At 69.9% G+C, this 24,167-nt stretch carries 24 protein-coding genes; 8 read left to right on the top strand and 16 right to left on the bottom strand.

What is annotated here, in order from left to right:
* Positions 1-26: 26 nt before the first annotated feature.
* From ACTOQ2_RS00890 to ACTOQ2_RS00880, 3 genes are all read right to left on the bottom strand, one after another.
* Positions 27-881: a sensor histidine kinase gene (locus ACTOQ2_RS00890; RefSeq protein ID WP_440097715.1), complete on the bottom strand. Its 855-nt coding sequence runs from the start codon at positions 879-881 to the stop codon at positions 27-29.
* A 226-nt stretch (positions 882-1,107) separates the two neighbouring features.
* Positions 1,108-2,202, bottom strand: coding sequence for an anthranilate phosphoribosyltransferase (trpD, locus tag ACTOQ2_RS00885; RefSeq protein WP_440097714.1), 1,095 nt, complete (start codon positions 2,200-2,202; stop codon positions 1,108-1,110).
* Between the two features lie 29 nt (positions 2,203-2,231).
* Positions 2,232-2,630 carry a hypothetical protein gene (locus ACTOQ2_RS00880; protein WP_344917239.1) on the bottom strand — a complete coding sequence of 133 codons (399 nt, stop codon included), beginning with the start codon at positions 2,628-2,630 and terminating at the stop codon, positions 2,232-2,234.
* 195 nt (positions 2,631-2,825) lie between these two features.
* Between ACTOQ2_RS00880 and ctaE the strand changes: the two genes are divergently transcribed.
* From ctaE to qcrB, 4 genes are read left to right on the top strand one after another with little or no spacing between them, the layout of a single operon-like run.
* The gene (gene ctaE, locus ACTOQ2_RS00875) at positions 2,826-3,443 is read left to right on the top strand and encodes an aa3-type cytochrome oxidase subunit III (RefSeq protein WP_362676657.1); all 618 of its coding nucleotides are present in this window, start codon (positions 2,826-2,828) and stop codon (positions 3,441-3,443) included.
* Between the two features lie 16 nt (positions 3,444-3,459).
* Entirely contained in the window at positions 3,460-4,275 is an 816-nt protein-coding gene (gene qcrC, locus ACTOQ2_RS00870) for a cytochrome bc1 complex diheme cytochrome c subunit (RefSeq protein ID WP_440097713.1), read from the top strand.
* The gene (qcrA, locus tag ACTOQ2_RS00865; protein ID WP_440097712.1) at positions 4,272-5,384 is read left to right on the top strand and encodes a cytochrome bc1 complex Rieske iron-sulfur subunit; all 1,113 of its coding nucleotides are present in this window, start codon (positions 4,272-4,274) and stop codon (positions 5,382-5,384) included. The genes qcrC and qcrA overlap by 4 nt, the downstream gene beginning before the upstream one ends.
* Positions 5,384-7,075, top strand: coding sequence for a cytochrome bc1 complex cytochrome b subunit (qcrB, locus tag ACTOQ2_RS00860; protein ID WP_440097711.1), 1,692 nt, complete (start codon positions 5,384-5,386; stop codon positions 7,073-7,075). Before qcrA ends, qcrB begins: the two co-directional genes overlap by 1 nt.
* Before the next feature lie 353 nt (positions 7,076-7,428).
* Here the strand turns inward: qcrB and ACTOQ2_RS00855 are convergent, their stop codons facing one another.
* The 4 genes from ACTOQ2_RS00855 to ctaC all read right to left on the bottom strand — a co-directional run bounded on the left by ACTOQ2_RS00855 (position 7,429) and on the right by ctaC (position 11,620).
* On the bottom strand, positions 7,429-8,670 hold the full coding sequence (locus ACTOQ2_RS00855; RefSeq protein ID WP_440097710.1) for an Ig-like domain-containing protein: 1,242 nt from the start codon (positions 8,668-8,670) through the stop codon (positions 7,429-7,431).
* A gap of 156 nt (positions 8,671-8,826) precedes the next feature.
* Positions 8,827-9,222 carry a cytochrome c oxidase subunit 4 gene (locus ACTOQ2_RS00850; protein WP_362676667.1) on the bottom strand — a complete coding sequence of 132 codons (396 nt, stop codon included), beginning with the start codon at positions 9,220-9,222 and terminating at the stop codon, positions 8,827-8,829.
* Positions 9,219-10,877: an aa3-type cytochrome oxidase subunit I gene (ctaD, locus tag ACTOQ2_RS00845; RefSeq protein ID WP_440097708.1), complete on the bottom strand. Its 1,659-nt coding sequence runs from the start codon at positions 10,875-10,877 to the stop codon at positions 9,219-9,221. Before ctaD ends, ACTOQ2_RS00850 begins: the two co-directional genes overlap by 4 nt.
* Positions 10,874-11,620: an aa3-type cytochrome oxidase subunit II gene (gene ctaC / locus ACTOQ2_RS00840; RefSeq protein ID WP_440097706.1), complete on the bottom strand. Its 747-nt coding sequence runs from the start codon at positions 11,618-11,620 to the stop codon at positions 10,874-10,876. The genes ctaD and ctaC overlap by 4 nt, the downstream gene beginning before the upstream one ends.
* A 218-nt stretch (positions 11,621-11,838) precedes the next feature.
* Here ctaC and ACTOQ2_RS00835 point away from each other — a divergent pair, with 218 nt between their 5' ends.
* From ACTOQ2_RS00835 to ACTOQ2_RS00825, 3 genes are all read left to right on the top strand, one after another.
* Complete coding sequence (locus ACTOQ2_RS00835; protein ID WP_440097705.1) at positions 11,839-12,975, top strand: cysteine desulfurase family protein; 1,137 nt, start codon at positions 11,839-11,841, stop codon at positions 12,973-12,975.
* A gap of 25 nt (positions 12,976-13,000) precedes the next feature.
* Positions 13,001-13,270, top strand: coding sequence for a sulfurtransferase TusA family protein (locus ACTOQ2_RS00830; protein WP_440065268.1), 270 nt, complete (start codon positions 13,001-13,003; stop codon positions 13,268-13,270).
* Positions 13,271-13,331: 61 nt separating this feature from the next.
* Positions 13,332-13,757, top strand: a complete 426-nt coding sequence (locus ACTOQ2_RS00825; protein WP_440097704.1) for a CBS domain-containing protein — start codon at positions 13,332-13,334, stop codon at positions 13,755-13,757.
* A 141-nt stretch (positions 13,758-13,898) separates the two neighbouring features.
* On the opposite strand, the gene ACTOQ2_RS00820 is transcribed toward ACTOQ2_RS00825, so the two are convergent.
* A complete protein-coding gene (locus ACTOQ2_RS00820; protein ID WP_440097703.1) occupies positions 13,899-14,885 on the bottom strand; it encodes a carbohydrate kinase family protein in 987 nt (328 codons plus the stop codon).
* A gap of 209 nt (positions 14,886-15,094) precedes the next feature.
* Positions 15,095-15,448 carry a HesB/IscA family protein gene (locus tag ACTOQ2_RS00815; RefSeq protein WP_030910261.1) on the bottom strand — a complete coding sequence of 118 codons (354 nt, stop codon included), beginning with the start codon at positions 15,446-15,448 and terminating at the stop codon, positions 15,095-15,097.
* A 211-nt stretch (positions 15,449-15,659) separates the two neighbouring features.
* On the opposite strand from ACTOQ2_RS00815, the gene nadA reads away from it, so the two are divergent.
* Positions 15,660-16,814, top strand: a complete 1,155-nt coding sequence (gene nadA, locus ACTOQ2_RS00810; RefSeq protein WP_440081800.1) for a quinolinate synthase NadA — start codon at positions 15,660-15,662, stop codon at positions 16,812-16,814.
* A 124-nt stretch (positions 16,815-16,938) separates the two neighbouring features.
* Here the strand turns inward: nadA and ACTOQ2_RS00805 are convergent, their stop codons facing one another.
* The 7 genes from ACTOQ2_RS00805 to ACTOQ2_RS00775 form a co-directional block, all read right to left on the bottom strand.
* Positions 16,939-17,664: an SIMPL domain-containing protein gene (locus ACTOQ2_RS00805; RefSeq protein WP_440097702.1), complete on the bottom strand. Its 726-nt coding sequence runs from the start codon at positions 17,662-17,664 to the stop codon at positions 16,939-16,941.
* Positions 17,665-17,926: 262 nt separating this feature from the next.
* Complete coding sequence (locus ACTOQ2_RS00800) at positions 17,927-18,679, bottom strand: maleylpyruvate isomerase family mycothiol-dependent enzyme (protein ID WP_440097701.1); 753 nt, start codon at positions 18,677-18,679, stop codon at positions 17,927-17,929.
* A gap of 1 nt (position 18,680) precedes the next feature.
* On the bottom strand, positions 18,681-21,185 hold the full coding sequence (locus ACTOQ2_RS00795) for a serine/threonine protein kinase (RefSeq protein WP_440097700.1): 2,505 nt from the start codon (positions 21,183-21,185) through the stop codon (positions 18,681-18,683).
* A 161-nt stretch (positions 21,186-21,346) separates the two neighbouring features.
* Positions 21,347-21,961: a PspA-associated protein PspAB gene (gene pspAB, locus ACTOQ2_RS00790; RefSeq protein ID WP_440097699.1), complete on the bottom strand. Its 615-nt coding sequence runs from the start codon at positions 21,959-21,961 to the stop codon at positions 21,347-21,349.
* 42 nt (positions 21,962-22,003) lie between these two features.
* On the bottom strand, positions 22,004-22,909 hold the full coding sequence (gene htpX / locus ACTOQ2_RS00785; RefSeq protein WP_440065279.1) for a zinc metalloprotease HtpX: 906 nt from the start codon (positions 22,907-22,909) through the stop codon (positions 22,004-22,006).
* 9 nt (positions 22,910-22,918) lie between these two features.
* A complete protein-coding gene (gene pspAA / locus ACTOQ2_RS00780; protein WP_350947458.1) occupies positions 22,919-23,197 on the bottom strand; it encodes a PspA-associated protein PspAA in 279 nt (92 codons plus the stop codon).
* Positions 23,194-24,024 (bottom strand): PspA/IM30 family protein, encoded by an 831-nt coding sequence (locus ACTOQ2_RS00775; RefSeq protein ID WP_440097698.1) that lies wholly within the window; start codon positions 24,022-24,024, stop codon positions 23,194-23,196. Before ACTOQ2_RS00775 ends, pspAA begins: the two co-directional genes overlap by 4 nt.
* Positions 24,025-24,167 lie beyond the last annotated feature (143 nt).

The following is a 24,167-nucleotide window of genomic DNA, read 5'->3' as shown; positions in this document are numbered from 1 at the left end:
GCCCGGCGGGTCCGGCGGGGGCCGCCTCACCCGGGCCGGCGCGGCCCGAGGCGCGCCGTGACGGTGACGTCACCCTCGCCGGTACGGCCGCCGGTCTCGCCCGCGGTGGGCAGCCGCGCCCGCACCTCGAACCCCCCTCCGGGCAGGGTGCCGGCCGCCAGCGTCCCGCCGAAGAGGGCGGCCCGCTCGCGCATGCCGAGCAGGCCGTGCCCCGCGGCCGCCGCGGGGACGGTCCTGCCGTCGTCCCGTACGAGAACGTCGAGGAGACCCGGCCGCCAGCGCAGCGTGACGCGGGCCGAGCGGGCACCGGCGTGCCGCAGGGTGTTGTCGAGCGCCTCCTGGACGATGCGGTAGGCCACCAGTTCCAGGGCGAGCCCGACCTCGGCGGGCCTGCCGTCCTCGACCACGTCCACCCGCAGGCCCCGCGCCCTGACCCCGGCGAGCAGGTCGCGCAGGTCGGAGAGCCTGGGCTGGGGCGTCCTGCCGGCCGAGAGACCGTCGAGGTCGAGCAGCGCCAGGGTGCGCTGGAGCTCGACGAGTGCCTGGCGCCCCGACTCCTCGGCCACCCTCAGGGTCTCCCTGGCCCGCTCGGGGTCCTTGTCCATGATCATTCGACCGGCGCCCACCCCGAGCGTCATCATGCTGATCCCGTGGGCGACGACGTCGTGCAGTTCGCGGGCGATGCGCGCCCGCCTCTGGGCGAGCTGGGCGCCGGCCAGCGCCTCCCCCTGGTCGGCGAACCTGGTCTCCCAGGACCTGAGCCTCAGCAGCAGGAGTCTGCGCTCCCGCACCAGGCCCGCCACGGCCACGCACAGGACGAGCGTCGCGCACGACAGCAGGATGGGGAACATCTGCCCGGTCAGGAGGTCGGCACGCCACATGGCCGCAATCTAGAACGGCCGCCCGGGGCGCTACATCCCCTCGTGGGCGGATCTTGTATCCGCCCACGAGAGGAGGACCTCCGGCGCCGTGGCGACTCGGGCCGCCCGGCCGGGACGGTTCCCGGCCGCGGGCCGGAACGCCTCCGGCCGTCCGGGACGACGCCGCCCAGACGGCCTTGGCGGGCGAGGCGGCCGGGGCCTCGCCCGGCCCCCTCCCCGGCGAAGGTCAGGACGACTTCAGTGCCCGGCTGACCTCGATCCAGCGGTCGAGGGTCTCGGCCGCGGCACCGGAGTCGACGGCCTTCGTCGCGCGCTCGTACCCCGCGGCCATCGCGGCGTTCAGGTCGTCGCCGGCACCGTCGCCGGCACCGTCACTGGCACCGTCGTCCGCGCCCTCGCCCGCGCCGTCGAGGGCGACCAGCGCGGCGGCGGCGTTCAGCAGCACCGCGTCGCGGACCGGCCCCGTCCTGCCGCCGACCAGGTCGCGGACGGCCTGGGCGTTGAACACCACGTCCCCTCCGCGCAGCGCGTCGGGCGCCGCCCTGGGGATGCCGAGGGCCGCCGGGTCGAAGACGACCTTCTCGAGGGCGCCCCTGCGCACCACCCAGACCGTGGAGGTCGTGGCGATGGTGAGCTCGTCCAGCCCGTCGTCGCCCCTGAAGACCAGCGCGGAGACCCCTCGCTCGGCGAAGACGCCCGCGACGGTGGGGAGCATCCCCGCGTCGAAGATGCCGATCGCCTGGGCGGCGGGCCTGGCCGGGTTGGTCAGCGGGCCCAGGAAGTTGAAGATCGTGGGGACGCCGAGCTCCTTGCGCGTGGGGCCCACGAAGCGCAGCGCCGGGTGGTAGACCGGCGCGAAGCAGAAGGCGATCCCGGCCTCGACGGCGACCCTGGCGGTGTCGGCCGGGGCCAGGTCGAGCACGATCCCGAGGTGCTCCAGGACGTCGGCGGCGCCGCAGGAGGAGGAGGCGGCCCGGTTGCCGTGCTTGACGACCCTGGCCCCCGCCGCGGCGGCCACGATCGCGGCCATGGTGGAGACGTTGACGGTGTGGGCCCGGTCGCCGCCGGTGCCGACGACGTCGACGACGGGGCCCTCGACCGACAGCGGGGTGGCCCGCTCCAGCATCGTGCGCGCCAGGCCGGTCACCTCCGCGACCGTCTCGCCCTTCGCCCTCATCGCCACCGCGAAGCCCGCGATCTGGGCGGACGTGGCGGAGCCGGACATGATCTGGTTCATCGCCCAGGCGGCCTCGTCGGCCGTCAGGTGCTCGCCCGCGATCAGGGCGGACAACAGCGCGGGCCAGGTGGTGCGCGCGTCCATGGAGGTCTCCAGGGGGGTTTCCGGGGGGTCTACCGGGCGGACAGGCGGGTGGACAGGCGGCGGCGCATCAGGTCGGCGACGGTCTCGGCGAGGACGACCGGGTCGATCGGCTGCGGCACGACGGCCTCGGCCCGCGACCACTCGGCCAGCCAGCGGTCGTCGCGGCGGGCGATCAGCAGGCAGATCGGCGGGCAGTCGTGGACCTCGTCCTTGGCCTGGCGGGCCACGCCCATGCCGCCGGCCGGCTGCGCCTCGGCGTCGAGCACCGCGACGTCGATCTCCCCGGAGTCGAAGTGCTGGACGACCTTGGCGTGGGTGGCGCACTCCACGATCTCCACGAGGGGCACGTCGCCGGCGGGGCGGCGGCCGATCGCCTGCCGCACCTTCTCGCGGGTGCTCGCGTCGTCGCTGTAGACGAGGACCCTCATCTTGTCGTCGGTGCTCACGGTCGCGCTCACTATCCCTCGTCGATGTATGGTCACCTGGGATGCTACCGGTCAGCCGGTCCGGAGACCCAGGCCGGAGCCGACGGCGAGCGAATTGCCCCATACGTCCACTTTGGGGGGACGTGCGCACCCGCTATCGGGGGGTCGTGCGGCGACCCGAGCAGGAGAGCCGCAATAATGCTGCCCGTGGCGACAGCATCCGCAATTTCAACGACGACGACAGCACACTCGTCCCGCAGACCCGATCTGGTCAGCGTCGGGACGATTGTCTGGCTGTCCTCCGAGCTCATGTTCTTCGCGGCGCTGTTCGCGATGTACTTCACCATCCGGTCGGTGAGCATCGGCCAGGGCCTGCCCTGGCCCGAGGCCCATCTGAACGTCCCGTTCGCCCTGGCCAACACGATCATCCTGGTCCTGTCGAGTGTGACCTGCCAGCTGGGCGTGTGGGCGGCAGAGAAGGGCCAGGTCGCCAAGCTGCGCTTCTGGTACATCGTCAGCTTCCTGATGGGCGCCGTGTTCGTGGGCGGCCAGCTGTACGAGTACAGCCAGCTGGTCCACGAGGGGCACACGCTGTCGCACTCCGCGTACGACTCCGTGTTCTACCTGACCACGGGCTTTCACGGCCTGCACGTGACCGGTGGACTGATCGCGTTCCTGTTCATGCTGGGACGCACGTACGCCGCGAAGCGCTTCACCCGTGAGCAGGCGACCAGCGCGATCGTCGTGTCCTACTACTGGCACTTCGTCGACGTGGTCTGGATTGGCCTTTTCGTAACCATCTATGGCATTCACTAAGGAATCGGGGATCTCTGTGAATAGGATCACCGCTGGGCGGCGGCATCCCCTCGCGAGATACGCCGTCCTGCTCCTGGCCCTGGGCCTGATCGGCGGGGTCTACACCGTCGCGCTCGCGGTCTCCCCCAGCCGGCAGGCCGACGCCGCCATCGCGTCCGGCAGGGCCGACGACGTGGCGGAGGGCAAGAAACTCTTCGAGCAGAGCTGCTCCAGCTGCCACGGCCTCAACGCCGAGGGCACCGCGCAGGGTCCGACCCTGATCGGCGTCGGCGCCGCCTCCGTGGACTTCCAGGTCGGCAGCGGCCGCATGCCCCTGGCCAACCCCAGCGCGCAGGCACCGCGCAAGCCCCTGGCGCCCTGGGTCAACGAGGACACCGTCCGGCAGCTCGCCGCCTACGTGCAGTCACTCGGCGGCGGCCCGACCGTCCCGACCGACGAGCAGGTCGACGCCTCCAAGGGCGACAAGTCCAAGGGCGGGGAGCTGTTTCGCGCGAACTGCATCCAGTGCCACAACTTCGTCGGCGCCGGCGGCGCCCTGACCCAGGGCAAGTACGCACCGCCGCTCCACGAGGCCACCGAGAGGCAGATCTACGAGGCGATGATCACCGGTCCGCAGGCGATGCCGGTGTTCAACGACAGCATCATCACCCCCGAGCAGAAGCGGGACATGATCGCCTACATCGTGGGCGTGCGTGAGGAGCCCAACCCGGGCGGCGCCGGTCTCGGCCGCATCGGCCCGGTCACGGAGGGTCTGGTGGCCTGGGTCGTCGGGCTCAGCCTCCTCTCCCTGGCCGCCATCTGGATCACCGCGAAGAGGCGACAGGCCAAATGACTGACAACAATCACGACATCGAGCAGCCGGAGGAGCGCGCGCCGAAGCGCGTGATCGGCACCCCCTCCCCGGCGGCGAGCACCTCGCTTCTCGGCCGCGACGAGCCGAGGAAGACGGACGTCGTCCAGGTTCCCGGGGTGGTCCCGCAGGACGAGGCGACCGCGAAGAAGGGCGAGCGGTACGCCGCCCTCTGCTTCCTGGTCGCCTTCCTGGGGGGCATCGGCTTCGTGGTGTCGTACGTCGTCTTCCAGGTCGGCGACATCGAGAAGACGCAGGTCTCCAACCTCGCGCTGGGCGGCACGCTCACCCTGGCCCTGCTCGGGCTGGCCGCGGGCCTGACCACCTGGGTCCGCATGGTCATGCCCAAGTACAACCTGGTCCAGGAGCGCCACACGATGGCCTCCGACCCCGAGACCAGGTCCTACGTGGCCGAGACCTTCCTGCAGGGGGCGAACGAGAGCGGCATCGTCAAGCGCCCGCTGCTGCGCCGCACCCTGCTGGCCGCCGCCGCCCCGCTCGGCCTGGCCCCGCTGGTCCTGCTGCGCGACCTCGGCCCGAGCCACACGAACTTCCCGGAAAAGCTCCGGCACACCGTCTGGGGCGAGAAGACCAAGGACGGCAAGCCGCGCAAGCTCCTCGTCGAGGGAAGCGGCTCTCCCATCAGGGCCGCCGACTTCAACTCCCCCGGCGGCATCCTCTCCGTGGTGCCCGAAGGGTACGAGCACGACCTGAACGCGCTGGCCAAGGCCACACTGATCCTGATCAAGTTCCGTCCCGAGGAGCTCAAATCCGGGACCAACCTGAACTGGACGCACGACGGGATCGTGGCGTACTCCAAGATCTGCACGCACGTCGGCTGCCCCGCGGCCCTGTACGAGCAGACCACCCACCACATCCTGTGCCCGTGTCACCAGTCGACCTTCGACGCCGCCGACGGCGCCAAGGTCATCTTCGGCCCGGCCGCTCGGCCGCTTCCTCAGCTGCCGATCGCCGTCGATAATGAGGGATATCTCGTCGCAACGGCGGATTTCGCGGTCCCTGTCGGTCCCAGCTTCTGGGAGCGCGGCGACGCCGAGGCCGAGGTCCGTGAGAACGGAGCCCAACAGTAATGAGCATCGAAACCGTTCCGAAGCCCATCGAGGGTGCGAGCACCTTCGTCGACGACCGCATCGGCGCGGGAAACTTCCTCCGGCGCAACCTGCGGAAGATCTTCCCCGACCACTGGTCGTTCCTGCTGGGTGAGATCGCGCTCTACTCGTTCATCATCCTGCTGCTGACCGGCACGTTCCTGACGTTCTTCTTCAAGCCCGGCATGGGCCACGTCGAGTACGCCGGCTCGTACGGCCCCCTGCAGGGCGTCACCATGTCCGAGGCGTACGCCTCGTCGCTGAGCATCAGCTTCGACGTGCGCGGCGGCCTGCTGATGCGGCAGATGCACCACTGGGCGGCGCTGCTGTTCATCGGCGGCATGATGGTGCACGCGCTCCGGGTGTTCTTCACCGGCGCCTACCGCAAGCCGCGCGAGCTCAACTGGCTGATCGGCGTGCTGCTGCTCACGCTGGCGCTGCTCGAGGGCCTGACCGGTTACTCCCTGCCCGACGACCTGCTCTCCGGCGCCGGTCTGCGGATCACCGAGGGTGTGGCGATCTCGCTGCCGCTGGTCGGCACCTGGATCACCTTCTTCCTCTTCGGCGGCGAGTATCCGGGCGAGGACGTCATCGCGCGCTTCTACTCGCTGCACATCCTGCTCATCCCCGGCATCCTGCTCGCGCTCATCACGGCTCACATGATCCTGATGTGGGTCCAGAAGCACACGCAGATGCCGGGCAAGGGCCGCACCAACGAGAACGTGGTGGGCGCGCCGTTCTACCCGGCTTTCATGATCAAGGCCGGCGCCTACTTCATGTTCACCTTCGGGGTCATCGCGATGCTGGGCACCTTCGCCCAGATCAACCCGATCTGGCTGTTCGGTCCCTACACCCCCGCCGACATCTCGGCGGGCTCGCAGCCCGACTTCTACATGGGCTTCCTCGAAGGCGCGCTGCGCCTGATGCCCGCCTGGGAGCTCAACCTCTTCGGCGGCGCGGGGGGCACGCTCGCGATGAGCGTGCTGATCCCGGCCCTGGTGCCGATGGGCATCGTCATGACGGGCCTGGCGCTGTATCCGTTCATCGAGCAGTGGGTCACCGGCGACCGCCGCGAGCACCACGTCGCGGAGCGTCCCCGCAACAACCCGCACCGCACCGCGATCGGCATGTCGGCGGTCACGTTCTACGGCGTCCTGTGGCTGCTGGGCGCCAACGACGAGATCTCCGCGTTCTTCCACATCTCGCTGAACTGGACGACCTACGCGGGCCGGTTCCTGGTGATCGCCGGCCCCGTGCTGGCGTACATCATCACCTACCGGACCTGCCTGGGCCTGCAGCGCAGCGACGCGGCGATCATCAGCCACGGTGTGGAGTCCGGTGTGATCAAGCGGCTGCCCCACGGCGAGTACATCGAGGTCCACGTCCCGCCGCACGAGGCCATCGAGGCCCACATGCGGGGCAAGGAGGCGATCCCGATCGTCTCCGGAGACGGCGCGGGCCCGAAGAACCGCGACGACATCCCGTCCAAGGGGATGCGCGGCCCGCTCGGCAGGCTGCGCGCCAAGATGAGCGCGGCGTACGGCGGCGAGAAGATCCCGCTCGACGACGGCCACGGTCACGGCCACGGCGAGGACCACGACGCCATCGGCGCGGGTCACGGGGAGCACGCGGCGGTCGGCCAGTCCGGAGACGACAAGTCTCTGACCCGCTGACCCGCCACGGCTGACGCCACCCGGAGGGCCCGGACACCGCATGGTGTCCGGGCCCTCCGTTTTGCGCGTCACCGGAGGCGTCACCGGAAGACGGCCTCGCATGTCACCGGACGCCGGACGACGGCCTCGTATGTCCTCGGAAGTCGGACGACGGCTCCGCACGTCACCTGACGACGGCTCCGAGTGGTGCCGGACGACGGGCACGGCAGTGCCCCCGAGCTGCCCCCGAGCTGCTACAAGGCCCCCGCGGAGGCCCCCAGAAGGCTTCTGCGGGCCTTTCCCCGGCCGAGGCCAACAGGGGGGGACTCATCCCGTGCCCCCGGCGCTCCCAGGGGACGTCAGGACGCCGCCGGTCAGACGTCGTCGGTGTTGAAGTGCTTGAGGCTGCTCCACTTGAGCCACTCTTTCCAGCTCTCCTGCCAGTGGCCCCACCCGTTCAGGGGCTCCAGGACGCGGGGCGAGCCGGTGATGATGATCGGGTCCCCGATCAGGGTGTTGTCCAGGAACCACTTGGCGTTGCTCGGGCTGACGTTGACGCAGCCGTGGCTGACGTTGGAGTTGCCCTGGGAGCCGACCGACCACGGAGCGGCGTGGATGTACTCGCCGCTGTTGGAGATGCGGACGGTGTCGTAGACGGTCAGCTGGTAGTAGCCGGGGGAACCGGGCCCGATGCCCGGGGAGGTCATGACGGTGACGTTCTCCCGCGACATGGCCAGGTGCACGCCACTGGTCGTGTGGTACTTCCAGTTGCCGCCCTGCCCGGCGCTCATGGGAATCTCGCGGACGACCTTGCCGTCGCGCTTCACGGTGAGGTGGTGCGTCTGGACGCTGCCCCGGGTGATCTGCGAGCGGCCGATCTTGAAGTTGACGGTCTTGTTCGCCGCTCCGTACAGGCCGTTGCCGCCGCGTACCCCCGCCAGGCGGGCCTCGACCCGGACCCTCGTACCGGCGGGCCAGAACTTCTTCGGGCGGAAGTGGACGTTGCGGGCGTCGAACCAGTGCCACGCCCCCAGGACCGGCCTGGAGGTGCGGACGAACAGGTTGCGCTCGATGGAGACCCGGTCGGTGACGTCACGGTCGAAGGTGATCATCACCGGCATGCCGACCCCGACGGTCAGGCCGGTCGTGTCCCTGCCCGGCATGAAGTTCTCGATCGCGAAGGCCTCGCGTTTCCTCACCGTGGAGAAGGAGGAGGTCGTGGTGGTGACGGCGCCCGCCGGGTTGACGGCCGTCACGGAGACCTCGTAGGAGGCCCCTGGAGCCGCGACACCCCTGCTGCGCCACTGGGTACCGTCGGCGCTGAGAACGCCCGGCAGGGAGCCTTTGGCGCCCTTCACGGCCCTGACGGCGACCTGCCGCAGGGTGCCGCCCTGCGCCGCGACCAGGACGGGGGTGTCCGTGGGAACGCCCCTGGCCCTGTCGAGAGGGGCCACGGTGACGACGGCCGCGGCGACGGCGGCGGGTGAGTTCTGCGACGCCTGTGGCGTCCGGCCGCCCTGTACGGCGGTGTTTCCCGAGTTTCCCGAGCAGGAGGCCACCAGCGCGAGAGTCAGCAGTCCCGCTCCCTGGCTCGAACCACGGATCGCGTGCCCCACATGAACTCCCCTGTCCCGGACTGAACCACTGATTCAGTTATTACCCGGAGTAAGCGGTTCACCACATAAGACATCCACCCTAGGCGCCAAATAAACGCCAAAAAGCGGGCCACGGAAGCTTTCCGTGGCCCGCTCGGACGGCGGTGGGACGCGGGGTCAGTGCGAGAAGTTGCCCCGGTAGTACTCGAAGACGAAACCGATCATGCTCATCACGATCGCGAACACGCCGATCAGGAAGAGCCACCAGCCGATGACCAGGCCGACCGCGCTGAGCGCGACGGCCAGGCAGACGAAGAGCGGCCACCAGCTGTGCGGGCTGAAGAAGCCGAGTTCGCCGGCGCCCTCGCTGATCTCGCCCTGCTTGTCGTCCTCCGGCTGATCGCCGATCCGGCGGGCCGTGTACATGAGGTAGTAACCGATCATGAACGCGAAGCCCACCGAGATGGCCATCGCCGTCGTGCCGACCGGCTCCTTGGACCAGTACCAGTAGACGACGTCCACGGCGGCGAAGAAGACGCCGCACAGGATGAACAACCAGCCCTGGACCTTCATCGGTTCTCCTCCAGCTCACGGGCCGGGATGTGCGGGTGCTTGAGGTCGAACGCCGGGCGCTCGGACCGGATCCGGGGCAGCGAGGTGAAGTTGTGCCTCGGCGGCGGGCAGGACGTCGCCCACTCGAGCGAGTTGCCGTACCCCCACGGGTCGTCCACGGTGACCTGCGGCGCGGTCTTGTGGGTCTTCCACACGTTGTAGAGGAACGGCAGCGTGGAGGCGCCCAGCAGGAACGCGCCGACCGAGGAGACCATGTTGAGGTCGGTGAAGCCGTCGATCGGGCTGTAGTCGGCGTAGCGGCGCGGGAAGCCCTGCGCGCCGAGCCAGTGCTGGACCAGGAAGGTGGTGTGGAAGCCGACGAACAGCGTCCAGAAGTGGATCTTGCCCATCGTGTCGTTCAGCATCTTGCCGGTGAACTTGGGCCACCAGAAGTAGAAGCCCGCGAACATCGCGAACACCACGGTGCCGAAGACCACGTAGTGGAAGTGCGCGACCACGAAGTAGGAGTCGGAGACCTGGAAGTCCAGCGGCGGGGAGGCCAGGATGACGCCGGTCAGCCCGCCGAACAGGAACGTCACCAAAAAGCCGATCGAGAACAGCATCGGCGACTCGAACGACAGGTGGCCGCGCCACATGGTGCCGATCCAGTTGAAGAACTTCACCCCGGTGGGCACCGCGATGAGGAACGTCATGAAGGAGAAGAACGGTAGCAACACCTGTCCCGTGGGGAACATGTGGTGCGCCCACACGGTGATCGACAGACCCGCGATGGCGATCGTCGCGCCGACCAGGCCGATGTAGCCGAACAGCGGCTTGCGGCTGAAGACCGGCAGCACCTCGGTCACGATGCCGAAGAACGGCAGCGCGATGATGTAGACCTCCGGATGGCCGAAGAACCAGAACAGGTGCTGCCAGAGCAGCGCGCCTCCGGTCTGGGAGTCGAAGATGTGCGTGCCGAGCTTGCGGTCGGACTCCAGCGCCAGCAGCGCGGCGGCGAGCACCGGGAAGGCCATCAGCACCAGGATCGAGGTGAGCAGGACGTTCCAGGTGAACATCGGCAGGCGGAACATGGTCATGCCCGGCGCGCGCATGCAGACGATCGTGGTGATGAAGTTCACCGAGCCGAGGATCGTGCCCAGACCGCTGATGGTCAGGCCGACGATCCACAGGTCGCCGCCGATTCCCGGCGAGCTGATCGCGTTCGACAGCGGGGTGTAGGCGAACCAGCCGAAGCTGGCCGCGCCGCCCGGGGTGATGAAGCCCGACAGGGCGATGAGGCTGCCGAAGGTGAAGAGCCAGTAGCTGACCATGTTCAGCCGCGGGAAGGCGACGTCGGGGGCGCCGATCTGCAGCGGCATGAGCTCGTTGGCGAAGCCCGCGAACAGCGGGGTCGCGAACATCAGCAGCATGACGGTGCCGTGCATGGTGAACAGCTGGTTGAACTGCTCGTTGCTGGTGAACTGAAGACCCGGCTGCGCCAGCTCCGCCCTCATGACCAGCGCCATGACGCCGCCGATCAGGAAGAAGATGAACGAGGTGATCAGATAGAGATGTCCGATGATCTTGTGATCGGTGGACGACGCCCACTTCGTGATGATCGAGCCCTTGCGGGTCGGCACCGGGGAGAGGACGAGGGGTTCGTTAAGTGCGGTCACTGGGCACCCGCCTGGCTAGCGATGTACTGGTCGAACTCGTTCTGCGGAACGAGCTTCACCGAGAAGAGCATCCTGCTGTGGTCCACGCCGCAGAGCTCGGCGCAGCGGCCGGCGTAGACGCCCGGCTTCACGGTGTCGACCTCGAACTTGTTGGTCACGCCGGGGATCACGTCGCGCTTGAAGTGGAACGCCGGGACCCAGAAGGAGTGGATGACGTCCGGCGAGTGCAGGTCGAACTCGACCTTCTTGCCGGCCGGCAGCACCAGCTGCGGGCCCTTCGTGTAGTCCGCCGCGGGCTTGCCGACGACCTGGACGGTCTTGCCGTTGTACTCCGTGGTGAAGCGCCAGCTCCACTGGAAGCCCTCGACCTTGACCTTCACGTCGGGCTTGCCGGACATCTCGTTGATGTAGTTCTGGTCCCGCGCGGTGAAGAAGAAGAACACGCCGACCATGATGATCGGCACCACCGTGTAGAGGATCTCGATCGGGAGGTTGTACCGCACCTGAGGCGGCAGCTCCTCCTTGGAGTTCTTCTTCTTGCGGTGGAAGGCAACGGACCAGAGGATCAGGCCCCACACGACCACACCGGTGGCGAGGGCGGCGATCCACGAGCCGTTCCACAGACTCTGGACGGCGTCGGACTGCTTGGTGACGCCCTCGGGCAGGCCCCCTCGGGACCAGTCTTCGGCACTGCACGCCGTCAGGGAAACCAGCAGCAGCGCCAGAGCGGCAGCGCGTGGCACCCGGCGGCGGGCCAACGAACGCCGTGCAGAACGGCGGGTCGGACTCACGGATCGCCTACCCCACAGATGAAGCCCAGGAGTCGCTCCTGGGCGGTCGTTTGTTCACGTTCAAGATTTCGTAGTTCACAGCTTCACACTGGGGGACACATTAGCGCGGACACCCCTCGCCCTCCCCCGCAGCCCCCGCCCGCACCACGCGTGGTGCGACGATTGGGGACGTGGCGTACTTCGACGCGGCTTCCACGGAGCCGCTGCACCCCCAGGCGCGCGAGGCTCTCATCGCGGCCCTCGACGTCGGCTGGGCCGACCCCGCCAGGCTGTACGGCTCCGCCCGCCGGGCAAGGATGTTACTGGAACAGGCGAGGACCGAGGTGGCCGAGGCCCTGGGCGCCAGGGCCGACGAGGTCTCGTTCACCTCCTCCGGCACCCAGGCGGTGCACCTGGGCGTGCTCGGCACCCTGCGCGGCCGCCAGCGGGCCGGTCGCCGCCTGGTCACCTCGGCCGTGGAGCACTCCTGCGTGCTGCACGCGGCGGGCGTCCACGAGCGCGACGGCGGCTCGGTCGAGACGGTCGGCGTCGGGATCACCGGCGCGGTCGACCCGGAGGTCTTCGGCGAGGCGGTCCGCGCCGAGGGCACGGCCCTGGCCTGCCTGCAGAGCGCCAACCACGAGGTCGGCACGCTCCAGCCGGTCGCCGAGGCGGCGGCGGCGTGCGCCGAGGCGGGGGTGCCGCTGCTGGTGGACGCGGCCCAGACGGCGGGCAGGATGCCGCTGCCCCCCGGCTGGTCGGTGCTGGCCGCCAGCGCGCACAAGTGGGGCGGCCCCGCGGGGGTCGGCGTGCTGGTGGTCCGCAAGGGCACCCGGTGGCGCACCCCGCTGCCCGAGGACGACCGCGAGCGCCGCAGGGTCCCCGGGTTCGAGAACGTGCCGGCGATCGTCGCGGCGGCCGCCGCGCTGCGCGCCACGGTGGCCGAGTCGGCCATGGAGTCGGCCAGGCTCTCGGCGCTCGTGGACCGCGTCAGGACCGAGGTGCCCCGGCTGGTCCCGGACGTCGAGGTCATCGGCGATCCGGTCGTACGAGCGCCGCACATTGTCACCTTTTCGTGTCTTTACGTGGAAGGTGAGGCGTTGCTGACGGAACTCGACAAGGCCGGGTTCTCGGTATCGTCCGGCAGCTCCTGCACGGCGAGTACGCTTCGTCCGTCGCATGTTCTGGAGGCCATGGGAGTGCTCACGCACGGGAACGTCCGCGTTTCGCTACCCCGGGGCACCTCGGCGACGGATGTCGACCGTTTCCTCGCCTTCCTGCCGGACGCGGTGCGGAGGATACGCGAGGAGGCCGGTGTCAAGCTTTGATCAACATTCGGGGAGTGAAGACGTGATGACCTCCGGCCAGACCACTCCGGCGGGATCGGCACAGCCTCCCGCCCTGACCATCGACGCGCTGGGCAAGAAGTGCCCGATCCCGATCATCATGCTGGCGGCGCAGATCAACGACGTGCCGCGCAACGGGATCGTCGCGGTCCTCGCCGACGATCCGGCCGCCTTCACCGACATCCCCGCCTGGTGCCGGCTGAAGTCACACCACCACGTGGGCAGCTACGAGCTCCCGGAGCGCGGCTGGGCCATTCACGTGCGCCGCAACTACTGACATGTCCTGAAATTGGGTATGACCTCCCCCGAAAACACGCCAAATGGTTCGGGGGGACGGCATGAGCGGTGAGACGGCCAGAGATCTGATGCACGCCGGGGTCCGGTGCGTCGAGGCACACGAGACACTCGACCGGGCGTCACAGATGATGCGGGACATGAACGTGGGCGCGCTGCCCATCTGCGGCAGCGACGACCGGCTGAAGGGGATCATCACCGACCGCGACATCGTGGTCAAGTGCGTGGCACAGGGCCTGGACCCCTCCCAGATGACCGCGGGAGACCTCGCGACCGGTCTGGTCTGGGTGTCCTCGGACGCGAGCGTCGAGGAGGCGCTGGCCAAGATGGAGCAGAACCAGATCCGGCGGCTGCCGGTGATCGAGGACGGCCGCATCGTCGGCATGATCACCGAGGCCGACCTGGCCAGGAAGCTGTCCGACGACAAGCTGGCCGAGTTCGTGCACCGCGTCTACGCGAGCGGCGGCTGACACCCGGCCCGCGCGAGCACCTGACACGGCGGCCCGGCCGGTGGACCGTACCGGCGGTACCGGCGGTCCACCGCCGGGCGACGGGCCCGGCGGTGGACCGGTGGCGGCGCGGTGGCGGCGCGGTGTCCCGGCCGTGGCGGCTCAGGCGTGGTGGCACTTCACGAAGGGGGCCACCTCCGCGGCGGCGTCGGCGCCGTAGGCGTCGGCGAGGCGCTCCAGGAAGACCTTCTGGCCGAGCTCGTACTCCTGACCGCCGACACGCTCCAGGACGTGGGTGGCGGTGAGGTTGCCGACCTGGCCGCAGCGCTCCAGGGACAGGCCCCAGGCCAGGGCGGACAGGAAGCCGGAGCGGAAGGCGTCGCCCACGCCGGTGGGGTCGGCCTTGCCGAGCTCGGGCGCCGGGGGGACGTGCAGGGACGGCTCGCCCTTGCGGTCGATGACGACACCCTTGGGACCGAGCGTGGTGACGCGGACGCCGACCCGATCGAGGATCTCCTCGTCGCTCCAGCCGGTCTTCTGCTCGATCATGCCCTTCTCGTAGTCGTTGCCGAACAGGTAGGCGGCGCCGTCGACCAGCTCGCGGATCTGCTCCCCGGGCATGCGGGCGAGCTGCTGGGAGGGGTCGGCCGCGAACGGGATGCCGCGCTGGCGCGCCTCGGCGGTGTGCCTGAGCATCGCCTCGGGGTCGTTGGGGCTGATCAGCACCAGGTCGAGGCCGCCGACCCGCCGGGCGACCGGGTCGAGCTCGATGAGGCGGGCCTCGGCCATCGCGCCGGTGTAGAACGACGCGATCTGGTTGTGGTCGTCGTCGGTCGTGCACAGGAAACGGGCGGTGTGGTGCGTCTCGGAGACGTGGACGGAGTCGCAGTCCACACCGTGGCGCTCCAGCCAGGAGCGGTAGTCGGCGAAGTCGGTGCCGACCGCGCCGACCAGAAGGGGCTTGAGTCCCAGGCAGCCCATTCCGAACGCGATGTTGGCCGCGCAGCCGCCGCGGCGGACCTGCAGGTCGTCCACGAGGAACGACAGGGAAACCCGATCAAGCTGGCCGGCGATGAGCTGGTCGCTGAAGCGGCCGGGGAAGGTCATCAGTTGATCGGTCGCGATTGAGCCGGTGACGGCGATGCGCACGGGGTTCTTCTCCTCGTTGTCTGCATCTTCGGAACGTGGGCGATTGAGCCGCACGGGAAGTTGAGCCACGCAAGAATACGCGACCTTCCCCACGTCCCGCTCTTACCCCACGGGCTACCCCGATCGGGCACGCCAAAGCCCCGCGGAGTGACCGAGTCACCCCGCGGGGCCGGGCGCTCTCGCCGGTCCGGCTCGCCTGCCGAGCTCGCCTAGTTGAACGAGTCTCCACAGGCGCACGAGCCGGTGGCGTTGGGGTTGTCGATCGTGAAGCCCTGCTTCTCGATGGTGTCGACGAAGTCGACGGTGGCGCCCACGAGGTAGGGAGCGCTCATCCGGTCGGTGACCACGCTCACGCCGTCGAAGTCGGAGACGACGTCGCCGTCCATCGAACGGTCGTCGAAGAAGAGCTGGTAGCGCAGACCGGAACAGCCGCCGGGCTGCACGGCCACGCGCAGCTGGAGACCTTCCTCGCCCTGCTGCTCCAGCAGGCTCTTGACCTTCGCCGCGGCCGCGGAACTGAGGATCAGGCCCTGCGCCGTGGTCTCGCTGCTCTCAACCGACATGTTGGTGACTCCCGCGTCTGCGTCAGCCGCTCCCCGGGAACGGCTGTCTGTTTATGACGTCCTTCTCAGACGCTACCAACACCCGTCCCCCTGTACACATTCCTGAGACGACAGACACATCCACCTTCGGACAAAAACCCATCCCCCGGAATAAAGCCCCAATCCTGTGTGTCATCATTAGTCGTCACTTCGACGATAAGGGGGTGTGGCCATGACGACCACCGAGACCGGGCTTCCGCTCTTCGTCCTCGGCAGAGGTGTCGACCCGCACAGCGAGCGCGGCGTCGACTGTCCCGGCGAGTTGCCGTCGGCTTCCGACCCGGCGCTCGTGGAGCGCGCCAGGAGGGCCAAGGCGGCGCTCGGCGACCGGGTCTTCGTGCTGGGCCACCACTACCAGCGCGACGAGGTCATCCAGTTCGCCGACGTGACCGGCGACTCGTTCAAGCTCGCGAAGGAGGCCGCGGCCCGCCCCGACGCCGAGTACATCGTCTTCTGCGGCGTGCACTTCATGGCCGAATCCGCCGACATCCTCACGTCGAGCTCCCAGAAGGTCGTGCTGCCCGACCTCGCGGCCGGGTGCTCGATGGCCGACATGGCCACCTTCGACCAGGTGGAGGAGTGCTGGGAGGCTCTGGAGGACGCGGGGATCGCCGGGGTCACCGTCCCCGTCACCTACATGAACTCCAGCGCCGACATCAAGGCGTTCTGCGGTCGCAACGGCGGCGCCGTGTGCACCTCCTCCAACGCCAGGCGCGCCCTGGAGTGGGCCTTCTCACGCGGCGAGAAGGTGCTCTTCCTCCCCGACCAGCACCTGGGCCGCAACACCGCGGTGCTGGAGATGGGCCTGTCGCTGGACGACTGCGTCGTCTACAACCCGCACCGGCCGAACGGCGGCCTGACCGCCGAGCAGCTCGAGAACGCCAAGGTGATCCTCTGGAAGGGGCACTGCTCGGTGCACGGCCGCTTCAGCGCCGAGTGCGTGGACGACGTCCGCGCCCGCATCCCCGGCGTCAACGTGCTGGTGCACCCCGAGTGCAGGCACGAGGTCGTCACCAAGGCCGACCACGTCGGTTCGACCGAGTACATCATCAAGAAGATCGAGGAGGCTCCGGCCGGGTCCTCCTGGGCGGTGGGCACCGAACTGAACCTGGTCAAGCGGCTCGGCGCCATGTTCCCCGACAAGAACGTGACATTCCTGGACCGGACGGTCTGCTACTGCTCGACGATGAACCGGATCGACCTGCCGCACCTGGTGTGGGCGCTGGAATCGCTCGCCGCCGGCCAGGTCGTCAACCAGATCACCGTGGACGACGACACCGCCCACTGGGCCGGGGTCGCCCTGGACCGGATGCTGGCCCTGCCCTGACATCGGCGGACGTCGGCGGACCTGAGCGTGGACGGGCCCCGGCGGGTGGTGACCCGCCGGGGCCCGTCGCGTGCCGGGGACCTGTCGCGTACCCGGGGTCGGGGGAGCACCGCGTGAGCGGGGCCTATTCGAGCTCGTAGACCACCTTGACGCTGACGGAGACGTTCCGGCGGCCGGGGCTGATCGACGCCCTGTCGACGGCCGCGGCGAAGCCGAGGATCGGCGTCGGCGGGGTGACGTTCTGCTCGCTTATCTCCATGACACGGCCGAGCCCGCGGGCCGCGAGCCTGGCGTACTGCGTGGCGCGGTTCTGGGCGTCCCTGAAGGCGGCCTCGCGCGCCAGCCTGAGCGGCGCGCGGTTGTCGGACACCTCGAAGGAGATGCCGTTCAGCCGGACCGCCTCGCCGACGGCGGCCGCCGCCTCCACCACGTCGTCCGCGTCGTCGATGTCGCGCACTATGGCCTCGACGCCCTGCGTGGCCCGGTAGCCGGAGATCGTGGGGTACTCCTTGTACTCGGGGCCGAGGGTCAACTCGTCGGTCCGCAGGTCCCTCGCCGCGACCCCGGCCGCGAGCAGCGCCCGCGTCAGGTCGGCGGCGGCGGTACGGGCGGCGGTGAACGCCGCGCCGGCGGTGGGACGGCGCACCTCGACGCCGGTGTCCAGACGCATGATGTCGGGGGTGGTGGACACGGTGCCCTCGCCCACGATCGTGATCTGGGGGCGATTTCCCTCCGCGGTGGTCGCGGAGGGCTCGGAGTCCGCGAGCGCGGTGCCGCCGGACAGACCGGCGAGGAACAGTCCCGTGGAGACGAGCACGGCCGAGGCCACCGCCTGAGACGTCTTGATCATAAAGTCATGGCACCACGGGACCGCGGCCGCGGCGGCGAGCGCTGCGTGGGCCCTGTCGTGTCTTGGCCGAATCCCGGACGGGTATTTTGCCGCCGACCGGGTTGGATTCCGGGCAGATCGCGGCGAGCGGGCACGAGCCGGTCTTGGGCGGGCGGACGCGGCCCGGTCCCGGGCGGGTGGACGTCGCCCGGATCCGGGTCTGTGGAAGCGGCCCGGATCCAGGTGGGTGGAAGCGGCCCGGGGCCGGGTGGGCGGACGCCGTCTAGATCCGGGTGAGCCCCCGCCACCAGCCCAGCAGCCCGCCGTCGCCCTCGATGGCGTAGTCGTCGGGGCTGCGTCGCCCCCAGACGACCTGGAGCAGGTCGGCCGACGTGGCGGCGCGCACGGTCACGGTGCCCGGTTGCAGGGACCGCCGGTGGTGGAAGCGGTCGGGATCGAGGGTGATCACCCACCCGGCTCCGGTGTCGGCCTGCAGGGAGATCGTCTCGCCTCCGCCCCTGAGGTCTGCCACGTCCGGGTTCCACTTCACGTATGGCAGGACGTCGAGGAACTCCTCGACCCCGTCGGCCGCCACGTGCTCGTCGATCACGACCGGGACGCCCAGCGCGAGCTCGGCGTCCACCCGGTGCACGAGGGTCTCGTGGAGCATCCGCCTCGACCAGAACCGCACCCGCTTCTCCCCGCCCCAGGACCACACCGGCGCCTGCGGGTCCTGCGACAGCAGCGCCTCGGGCAGGAAGGCGGCGCCCTCCCCGAGCCAGGCGGGATAGCCGCCCGGGTCGGCGGGCAGGCCCATGTCCATGCCGTCGCGGTCGTATCGCCGCTCGGCCAGGTCGCGCACCATGGCGGCCACCCACCGGTGCACGCCTCCGGTGTGGGTGACGAGCCTCGCCAGATCCCAGCCGGGACAGGTCCGTACGGAAACGGACATGTCACGCCCCTTCAGGACGTCGGCCATCCGGGCGATCTCCACGGCGGCGGCCGCGGCGTGCTCGGCGTGGGTCCACTCCCTCATGTCAACCCTCTCGCGTGAAGCGCATGAACTGCTTCTCGTACTCCTTGGCGTCGGTGCTGGTGACCAGCAACCGCTGCACCTTCCCGGTGAAGTCGAACACCACCGCCTCGTAGCCGGAGCCCTTGCGCCGCCAGCCCGCGATGTGCTCGTCGTCGTACCAGCCGATGAGCCGCTCCGTCTCGAACGGGATCCGGACCTTCGCCGGAGCGTCGGAGCCGGTGGACCAGACGCAGATCTCCTTCTTGCCCTCCTTGCAGTACGTCAGCAGGGACGAGCCTGACGGGGAGATGTCGTCGCCCTCGACCGTGATCGGCGTGCCCACGTCCAGCAGCGTCTGCAGCACGGTGCCCTGCGTGTCGTAGAAGCGGATGCGCTGGGTCTTGCCGGTGAGCGCCCAGGTGCCGACGGCCCGGCCGTCGCCCCGCCAGAAATAGCTCCACTTGCCCGCGTCCTTCTCCTTCACGCGGACGACCTTCGCCTTCTTCGTGGCGACGTCGATGATCGCGAAGCCGTACTCCTTGCTGATGTCGCCGACCGCCTCGTAGAGGGTCACCAGGCCGCGCCTGCCGTCCGGCGACCACTGCGGCAGCGTCGGGTAGATCGGCGCCTTGGTGATCCTGATCCTACTCGCCGCGCCGGATCGATGATCGACGATCGACACGATCGCGTAGCTCTGCGCGTCGTACATCCGGTCGGTGCCCAGCGCCTGGGTGCCCTCGGCGTTGACCGTGTACTGGAAGTACTTGCCGTTCTTGACGAACCGCCCGGTGTCCCGCTCGCGGACGTAGAGGGTCTTGTCCCAGTCGAGGCTGTAGGAGCTCAGCTTGATCGGGTCCTGGTCGCTCTCGTGGAGCGTGAGCGAGCTGCCGGGCAGCTTGATCGTGCTGTCGGCCTCCGGCACCGTCGGAGCGGTGGGAGTAGGGGTGTTCGCGGCCTTCGTACTGCCCGCCCGGGTGGTCCCCGGCGTCTCGGTGGTGCCGCGCAGCGCCAGCACGACGCCCCCGGCCACGAGGGCGGTGACCAGCACGCCTCCCACGATCACCGGCCACGCCCCACGCCCGCGCCGGGCGGGGGCGGCCTGTGCCGGGTACTCCGGTGCCGCGGGGTTCCGGTACGGCGCCCCCTCCGAGGAGGGGTAGGTCGCGGGACCGCCGTAGGGCTGGTGTCCTGGCTGTCCCGGATATCCCGGCGGCGGGTGCCCGGGGCCCTGCGGGGGGTAGCCGCCCGCGTAGCCGTCGGGGCCGGGATACCCGCCGGGGGAGGACCGCGTGTGAGGCGGCCCCTGCGGCGGGAAACCGTGGGGCCCGGACTGCTGGACGTGGCCGCGAGGGTCCGGCTGCCGGACGTGCCCGGGGTTCTGGGCATGACCGTGGGGGTTCGACTGCTGGGGGTACGGGACGTGGCCGCGAGGGTCCGGCTGCTGGGGGTGACCGGTGGGGCCGCCCTGCGGGCCCTGCGCCGGGTGTCCCCCGCCGGGCCCGCTCGGCTGGGAGAACGGCTGCGGCCCGGAGTGCTGCCGGTGGGCCCACTGGACATGGTCGTCGCCGCCCGGGCTCCGCTGCCCGTACACGGTGTGCCCGGGGTCGTTCCCGCCTGAGCCGGGGCCGGTCCGCTGTGCCGCGGCGGCCGAGCCCTCGGCCAGGATGCCGCGCGGCGCGGTGGGCGGCGCCGCACCGGTCACGCCACCCGGGCCGCCCGCGTGGCCGAGCAGCCGCAGCAGCGCCTCACCCGCCGCGGGCCGCTGGGCGGCGTCCTTGGACAGGCACTGCCCGACCAGGTCGCGCAGCGCCGGATCGGTGATCGCCCCCAGGTCCGGCTCCATGTTCATGATCCGGTTGAAGATCGCCGGAAGACTGTCCGTACCGAACGGCGGCTGCCCGGTGGCCGCGAAGACCATCGTGCAGCCCCAGGCGAACATGTCGGCGGGCGACCCCGCGTTCTCCCCGGCCAGCTGCTCGGGGGTCATGTAGGAAGGGGTGCCGATCGCCATCGCGGTCAGCGTGGAGGTCCGGTCGAGCGCCTTGGCGATGCCGAAGTCGATCACTCGGGGGCCGTCGGGGGCCAGCAGCACGTTGGACGGCTTGAAATCGCGGTGCACGATCCCCGCCTGGTGGATGGCGACGAGCGCGGTGACCGTGCCGATCGCCAGGCGGTGCAGGCCCGCGCCCTCGCGCGGGCCCTCGGTGGTCACGACCGCGTCGAGCGTCGGGCCGTCGATGTACTCGCTGACGATGTACGGGCGATGCCGGTCGACCCCGGTGTCGATCACCGCGGCGGTGCAGAAGGGCGCGACACGCTGGGTCGTGCTGACCTCGCGGACGAAGCGTTCCATCGCCTCCTCGTCCTGCGTGAGATCCGCGCGGAGCAACTTGACCGCGACGCGTGCCCCCGTCGGGGAAACGCCCAGGTAGACCGTGCCCTGGCCTCCCTCCCCGAGCCTGGCGGTGAGCCGGTACTCCCGCACGTGCTCGGGATCCCCGGGCCGCAAGGACGCGAGGTCCGCCATGGTCACACCCTTCTCCCGCGATGGATTTCCGGTCCCATTGTGGGGGCAAAGGGTCACAGGACGTACATCAAATCGCAAGCCGGACAGCCACGATGGCGCGTTCCAGACGGCCGCGCGCATCGCGCGGAAAGGCCGGGCGGGAAGGGCTTCGCGAGGACCTCTCAGAGGCCGGGCGCACCCCAGAGGGGGAACCAGCGGCCGAGATCCGGCTCGATCTCCAGCTCGCCGCCGATCGCGCCGCGCACCTGCAACTCCAGCGCGTTGTCCCTGCGCTGTGCCCGCCCTCCCCCGTACCCGGACGCCTGCCCACCCGCCCGCTCGGCGGGCAGCGGGGCGAACGGGTAGAAGGTGCCCTGCTTGTAGAGGTAGACCAGGGCGAGCCCGCGACCGTCGGGGGCGGCGAAGGAGACCAGCGAGCAGAGCAGGGAGGGGCCGAAACCCGCCGCCTCGAGGGAGGAGTTGACCGCGTGCAGGTCCGTGACCAGGTCACCGAGCATGTCGGGGGCCCGGCGCACCAGCAGCCACGTGTAGCCGAAGGAGTCCTTCGACACCTCCACCGGGGGGCCGCCTCCGGCGTCCAGCAGCTGGGTGACGTCGCGCTCCAGCTCGGCGAACGCCCCGCCCTCGGCCGAGCGGAAGCAGACCGCCCCCACCCCCGTCGGCGCCAGATCGGTGGCGGCCTGCAGGGTGACCGCGGCCGAGGGCAGCGCGAACAGCGCGTCCAGGTCGGCCCTGGCCGGTTCGCTGCGCCCCATCAGCGCGTCCCACCAGCGCATCGGATCACTCCCCCCTCACGCCCCGTGCGACCGGGCGTCCGGTCACCCGCCCTGCCCGAGCTGGGCGGAGATCCTGCCGAGCTGCTCCAGTCGTCGCTCCAGCGGCGGGTGGGTCGCGAAGAGCGCGGCCAGGCCGGCCTTGCCGGACAGGGCCGGCGCGAAGAAGAAGGCGTTGAACGGCTCGGCCTCGCGCAGGTCCTTCGTCGGGATGCGGGCCATCTCACCGCTGATCTTGACGAGGGCGCTGGCCAGGGCGGAGGGGCGCTGGGTGAGCAGTGCTCCCGCGCGGTCGGCGGCCAGCTCGCGGTAGCGCGACAGGGCACGGGTGAGCAGGAAGCTGACCGCGTACACCAGGACCGAGACGAGCAGGATGATCACGCCGATCGGCAGGCCGCCCCTGTCGTCGCGCCCGCGCCCGCCCAGGCCGCTGTAGAGCGCGACCCTGGTCATCAGCCCGGCGACGATGCCGAGGAAGGACGCGATCGTCATGACCGCGACGTCACGGTGGGCCACGTGGGACATCTCGTGGGCCAGCACGCCCTCCAGCTCGCCGCCGTCGACGCGGCGCAGCAACCCCGTGGTCACGCAGACCACGGAGTTCTTCTGGTTACGGCCGGTGGCGAACGCGTTCGGGACGTCCGAGTCGGCGATCGCCACCCGCGGCTTGGGCATGTCGGCCAGCGCGCACAACCTGTCGACCATGCCGTGTAGCTCCGGAGCCTCCTGCGGGGAGACGACACGTCCGTGCATCGCGAACAGCGCGATGCGATCGGACATGAAGTACTGCACGAGCAGGATGCCGCCGGCGATCAGCAGCACCACGACGGCCCGGACGCCCAGCGCGATCAACACGGCCACGAAGACCACGTAGAGCAGTCCGAGCAGGAACATGGTGACCACCATGCGCCTGGTCAGGCCCCGGTCCGGGGCGAACCGGGTTTGTGCCATATGCCCAAGCTAGCCGGGAATCAGCCCTTCATTGCCGAGCATCTCCCGCACTTCGTCCATGGATGCGTCGGCCGGAGGCAAAATCAGCTCCGAGGACTCCAGGCTGTCGTCGGGCAGCGCCTTGCCGACGTGACGGACCTTGTCGAGCAGGGCGTGCAGCCGCACCCGGAAGGCCTCCTCCTCGCCGGCCTCGATGGCGGCCTCCAGCTCGGCGTCCAGCGCGTTCAGCACGTCGAGGTCTGCGGGGGCGATGTCGATCTGCCCCTCCCCCATGATGCGGACGATCACAGGCCCTCCCCCGGCTGGCGCAGCTGCTGCGTCTGGTTGGACTGCTGCTGCTGAGGCGGCTGCTGGGGCTGGGGCTGCTGGTGGGGCTGGGCCGGGCCGGGCGTGATCGCGCCCTGCGGCGCGGGGCCCTGGCCGAGCTCGGCCTTCATCCGCGCGATCTCCAGCTCCACGTCGTGCCCGCCGCCCATGCGGTCGAGCTCGGCCTGGATGTCGTCGCCGCGCTGGCCGCTGAAGTCGTCGAGCGCGCCGCTGGCCAGCAGCTCGTCGATGGCACCCGCGCGGGCCTGCATGGAGGCGGTCTTGTCCTCGGCGCGCTGGATCGCCAGGCCGACGTCGCCCATCTCCTCGGAGATGCCGGAGAAGGCCTCGTTGATCCGCGTCTGCGCCTCGGCGGCGGTGTAGGTCGCCTTGATCGTCTCCTTCCTCGTACGGAAGGAGTCGACCTTGGCCTGCAGCCGGTGGGAGGCCGTGGTGAGCTTCTCCTCCTCGGCCTGCAGGTTGTCGTGCTGCACGCGCAGGTCGGCGATCTGGGTCTGCAGGCTGCCACGTCGGGTCAGCGCCTCACGGGCCAGGTCCTCGCGGCCGACTCCGAGCGCCTTGCGGCCCTGCTCCTCAAGCTTGCGCGACTGCGCCTCGATCTGGTTGATCTGAAGCTCCACGCGCTTGCGCGAGGTGGCGACGTCCGCCACACCCCGGCGCACCTTCTGCAGCAACTCCAGCTGGCGCTGATATGAGTAGTCCAGGGTCTCGCGAGGATCTTCCATCTTGTCCAACGCGTTGTTCGCCTTGGACCTGAAGATCAGCGAAAGTCTCTTCATCACGCTCATGCGCGTCGGCCGTCCCCTTCTTCAAGTGCGCTTCGGGTCACCCCAAGTGAGTCCAGCCCCCCGAAAAGCACCGGAGCCACCATAGGGTTCACCCTACGCATAACGCGCGGGGGCGTCACTAAGTTGCACTCCCGGTAGGCTGA

The organism is Streptosporangium sp. H16 (assembly GCF_051918855.1).
Lineage (GTDB): Bacteria > Actinomycetota > Actinomycetes > Streptosporangiales > Streptosporangiaceae > Streptosporangium.
This window is presented reverse-complemented; position numbering and strand designations above follow the sequence as displayed.

What these genes read in the sequence shown, in the direction of transcription:
- ACTOQ2_RS00890 (WP_440097715.1), bottom strand. Translation starts at nt 881, where the DNA reads ATGTGGCGTGCCGACCTCCTGACCGGGCAGATGTTCCCCATCCTGCTG.
- trpD (WP_440097714.1), bottom strand. Translation starts at nt 2,202, where the DNA reads ATGGACGCGCGCACCACCTGGCCCGCGCTGTTGTCCGCCCTGATCGCG.
- ACTOQ2_RS00880 (WP_344917239.1), bottom strand. Translation starts at nt 2,630, where the DNA reads ATGAGGGTCCTCGTCTACAGCGACGACGCGAGCACCCGCGAGAAGGTG.
- ctaE (WP_362676657.1), top strand. Translation starts at nt 2,826, where the DNA reads ATGCTGCCCGTGGCGACAGCATCCGCAATTTCAACGACGACGACAGCA.
- qcrA (WP_440097712.1), top strand. Translation starts at nt 4,272, where the DNA reads ATGACTGACAACAATCACGACATCGAGCAGCCGGAGGAGCGCGCGCCG.
- qcrB (WP_440097711.1), top strand. Translation starts at nt 5,384, where the DNA reads ATGAGCATCGAAACCGTTCCGAAGCCCATCGAGGGTGCGAGCACCTTC.
- ACTOQ2_RS00850 (WP_362676667.1), bottom strand. Translation starts at nt 9,222, where the DNA reads ATGAAGGTCCAGGGCTGGTTGTTCATCCTGTGCGGCGTCTTCTTCGCC.
- ACTOQ2_RS00830 (WP_440065268.1), top strand. Translation starts at nt 13,001, where the DNA reads ATGACCTCCGGCCAGACCACTCCGGCGGGATCGGCACAGCCTCCCGCC.
- ACTOQ2_RS00825 (WP_440097704.1), top strand. Translation starts at nt 13,332, where the DNA reads ATGAGCGGTGAGACGGCCAGAGATCTGATGCACGCCGGGGTCCGGTGC.
- ACTOQ2_RS00815 (WP_030910261.1), bottom strand. Translation starts at nt 15,448, where the DNA reads ATGTCGGTTGAGAGCAGCGAGACCACGGCGCAGGGCCTGATCCTCAGT.
- nadA (WP_440081800.1), top strand. Translation starts at nt 15,660, where the DNA reads ATGACGACCACCGAGACCGGGCTTCCGCTCTTCGTCCTCGGCAGAGGT.
- ACTOQ2_RS00805 (WP_440097702.1), bottom strand. Translation starts at nt 17,664, where the DNA reads ATGATCAAGACGTCTCAGGCGGTGGCCTCGGCCGTGCTCGTCTCCACG.
- ACTOQ2_RS00800 (WP_440097701.1), bottom strand. Translation starts at nt 18,679, where the DNA reads ATGAGGGAGTGGACCCACGCCGAGCACGCCGCGGCCGCCGCCGTGGAG.
- ACTOQ2_RS00795 (WP_440097700.1), bottom strand. Translation starts at nt 21,185, where the DNA reads ATGGCGGACCTCGCGTCCTTGCGGCCCGGGGATCCCGAGCACGTGCGG.
- pspAB (WP_440097699.1), bottom strand. Translation starts at nt 21,961, where the DNA reads ATGCGCTGGTGGGACGCGCTGATGGGGCGCAGCGAACCGGCCAGGGCC.
- htpX (WP_440065279.1), bottom strand. Translation starts at nt 22,909, where the DNA reads ATGGCACAAACCCGGTTCGCCCCGGACCGGGGCCTGACCAGGCGCATG.
- ACTOQ2_RS00775 (WP_440097698.1), bottom strand. Translation starts at nt 24,024, where the DNA reads ATGAGCGTGATGAAGAGACTTTCGCTGATCTTCAGGTCCAAGGCGAAC.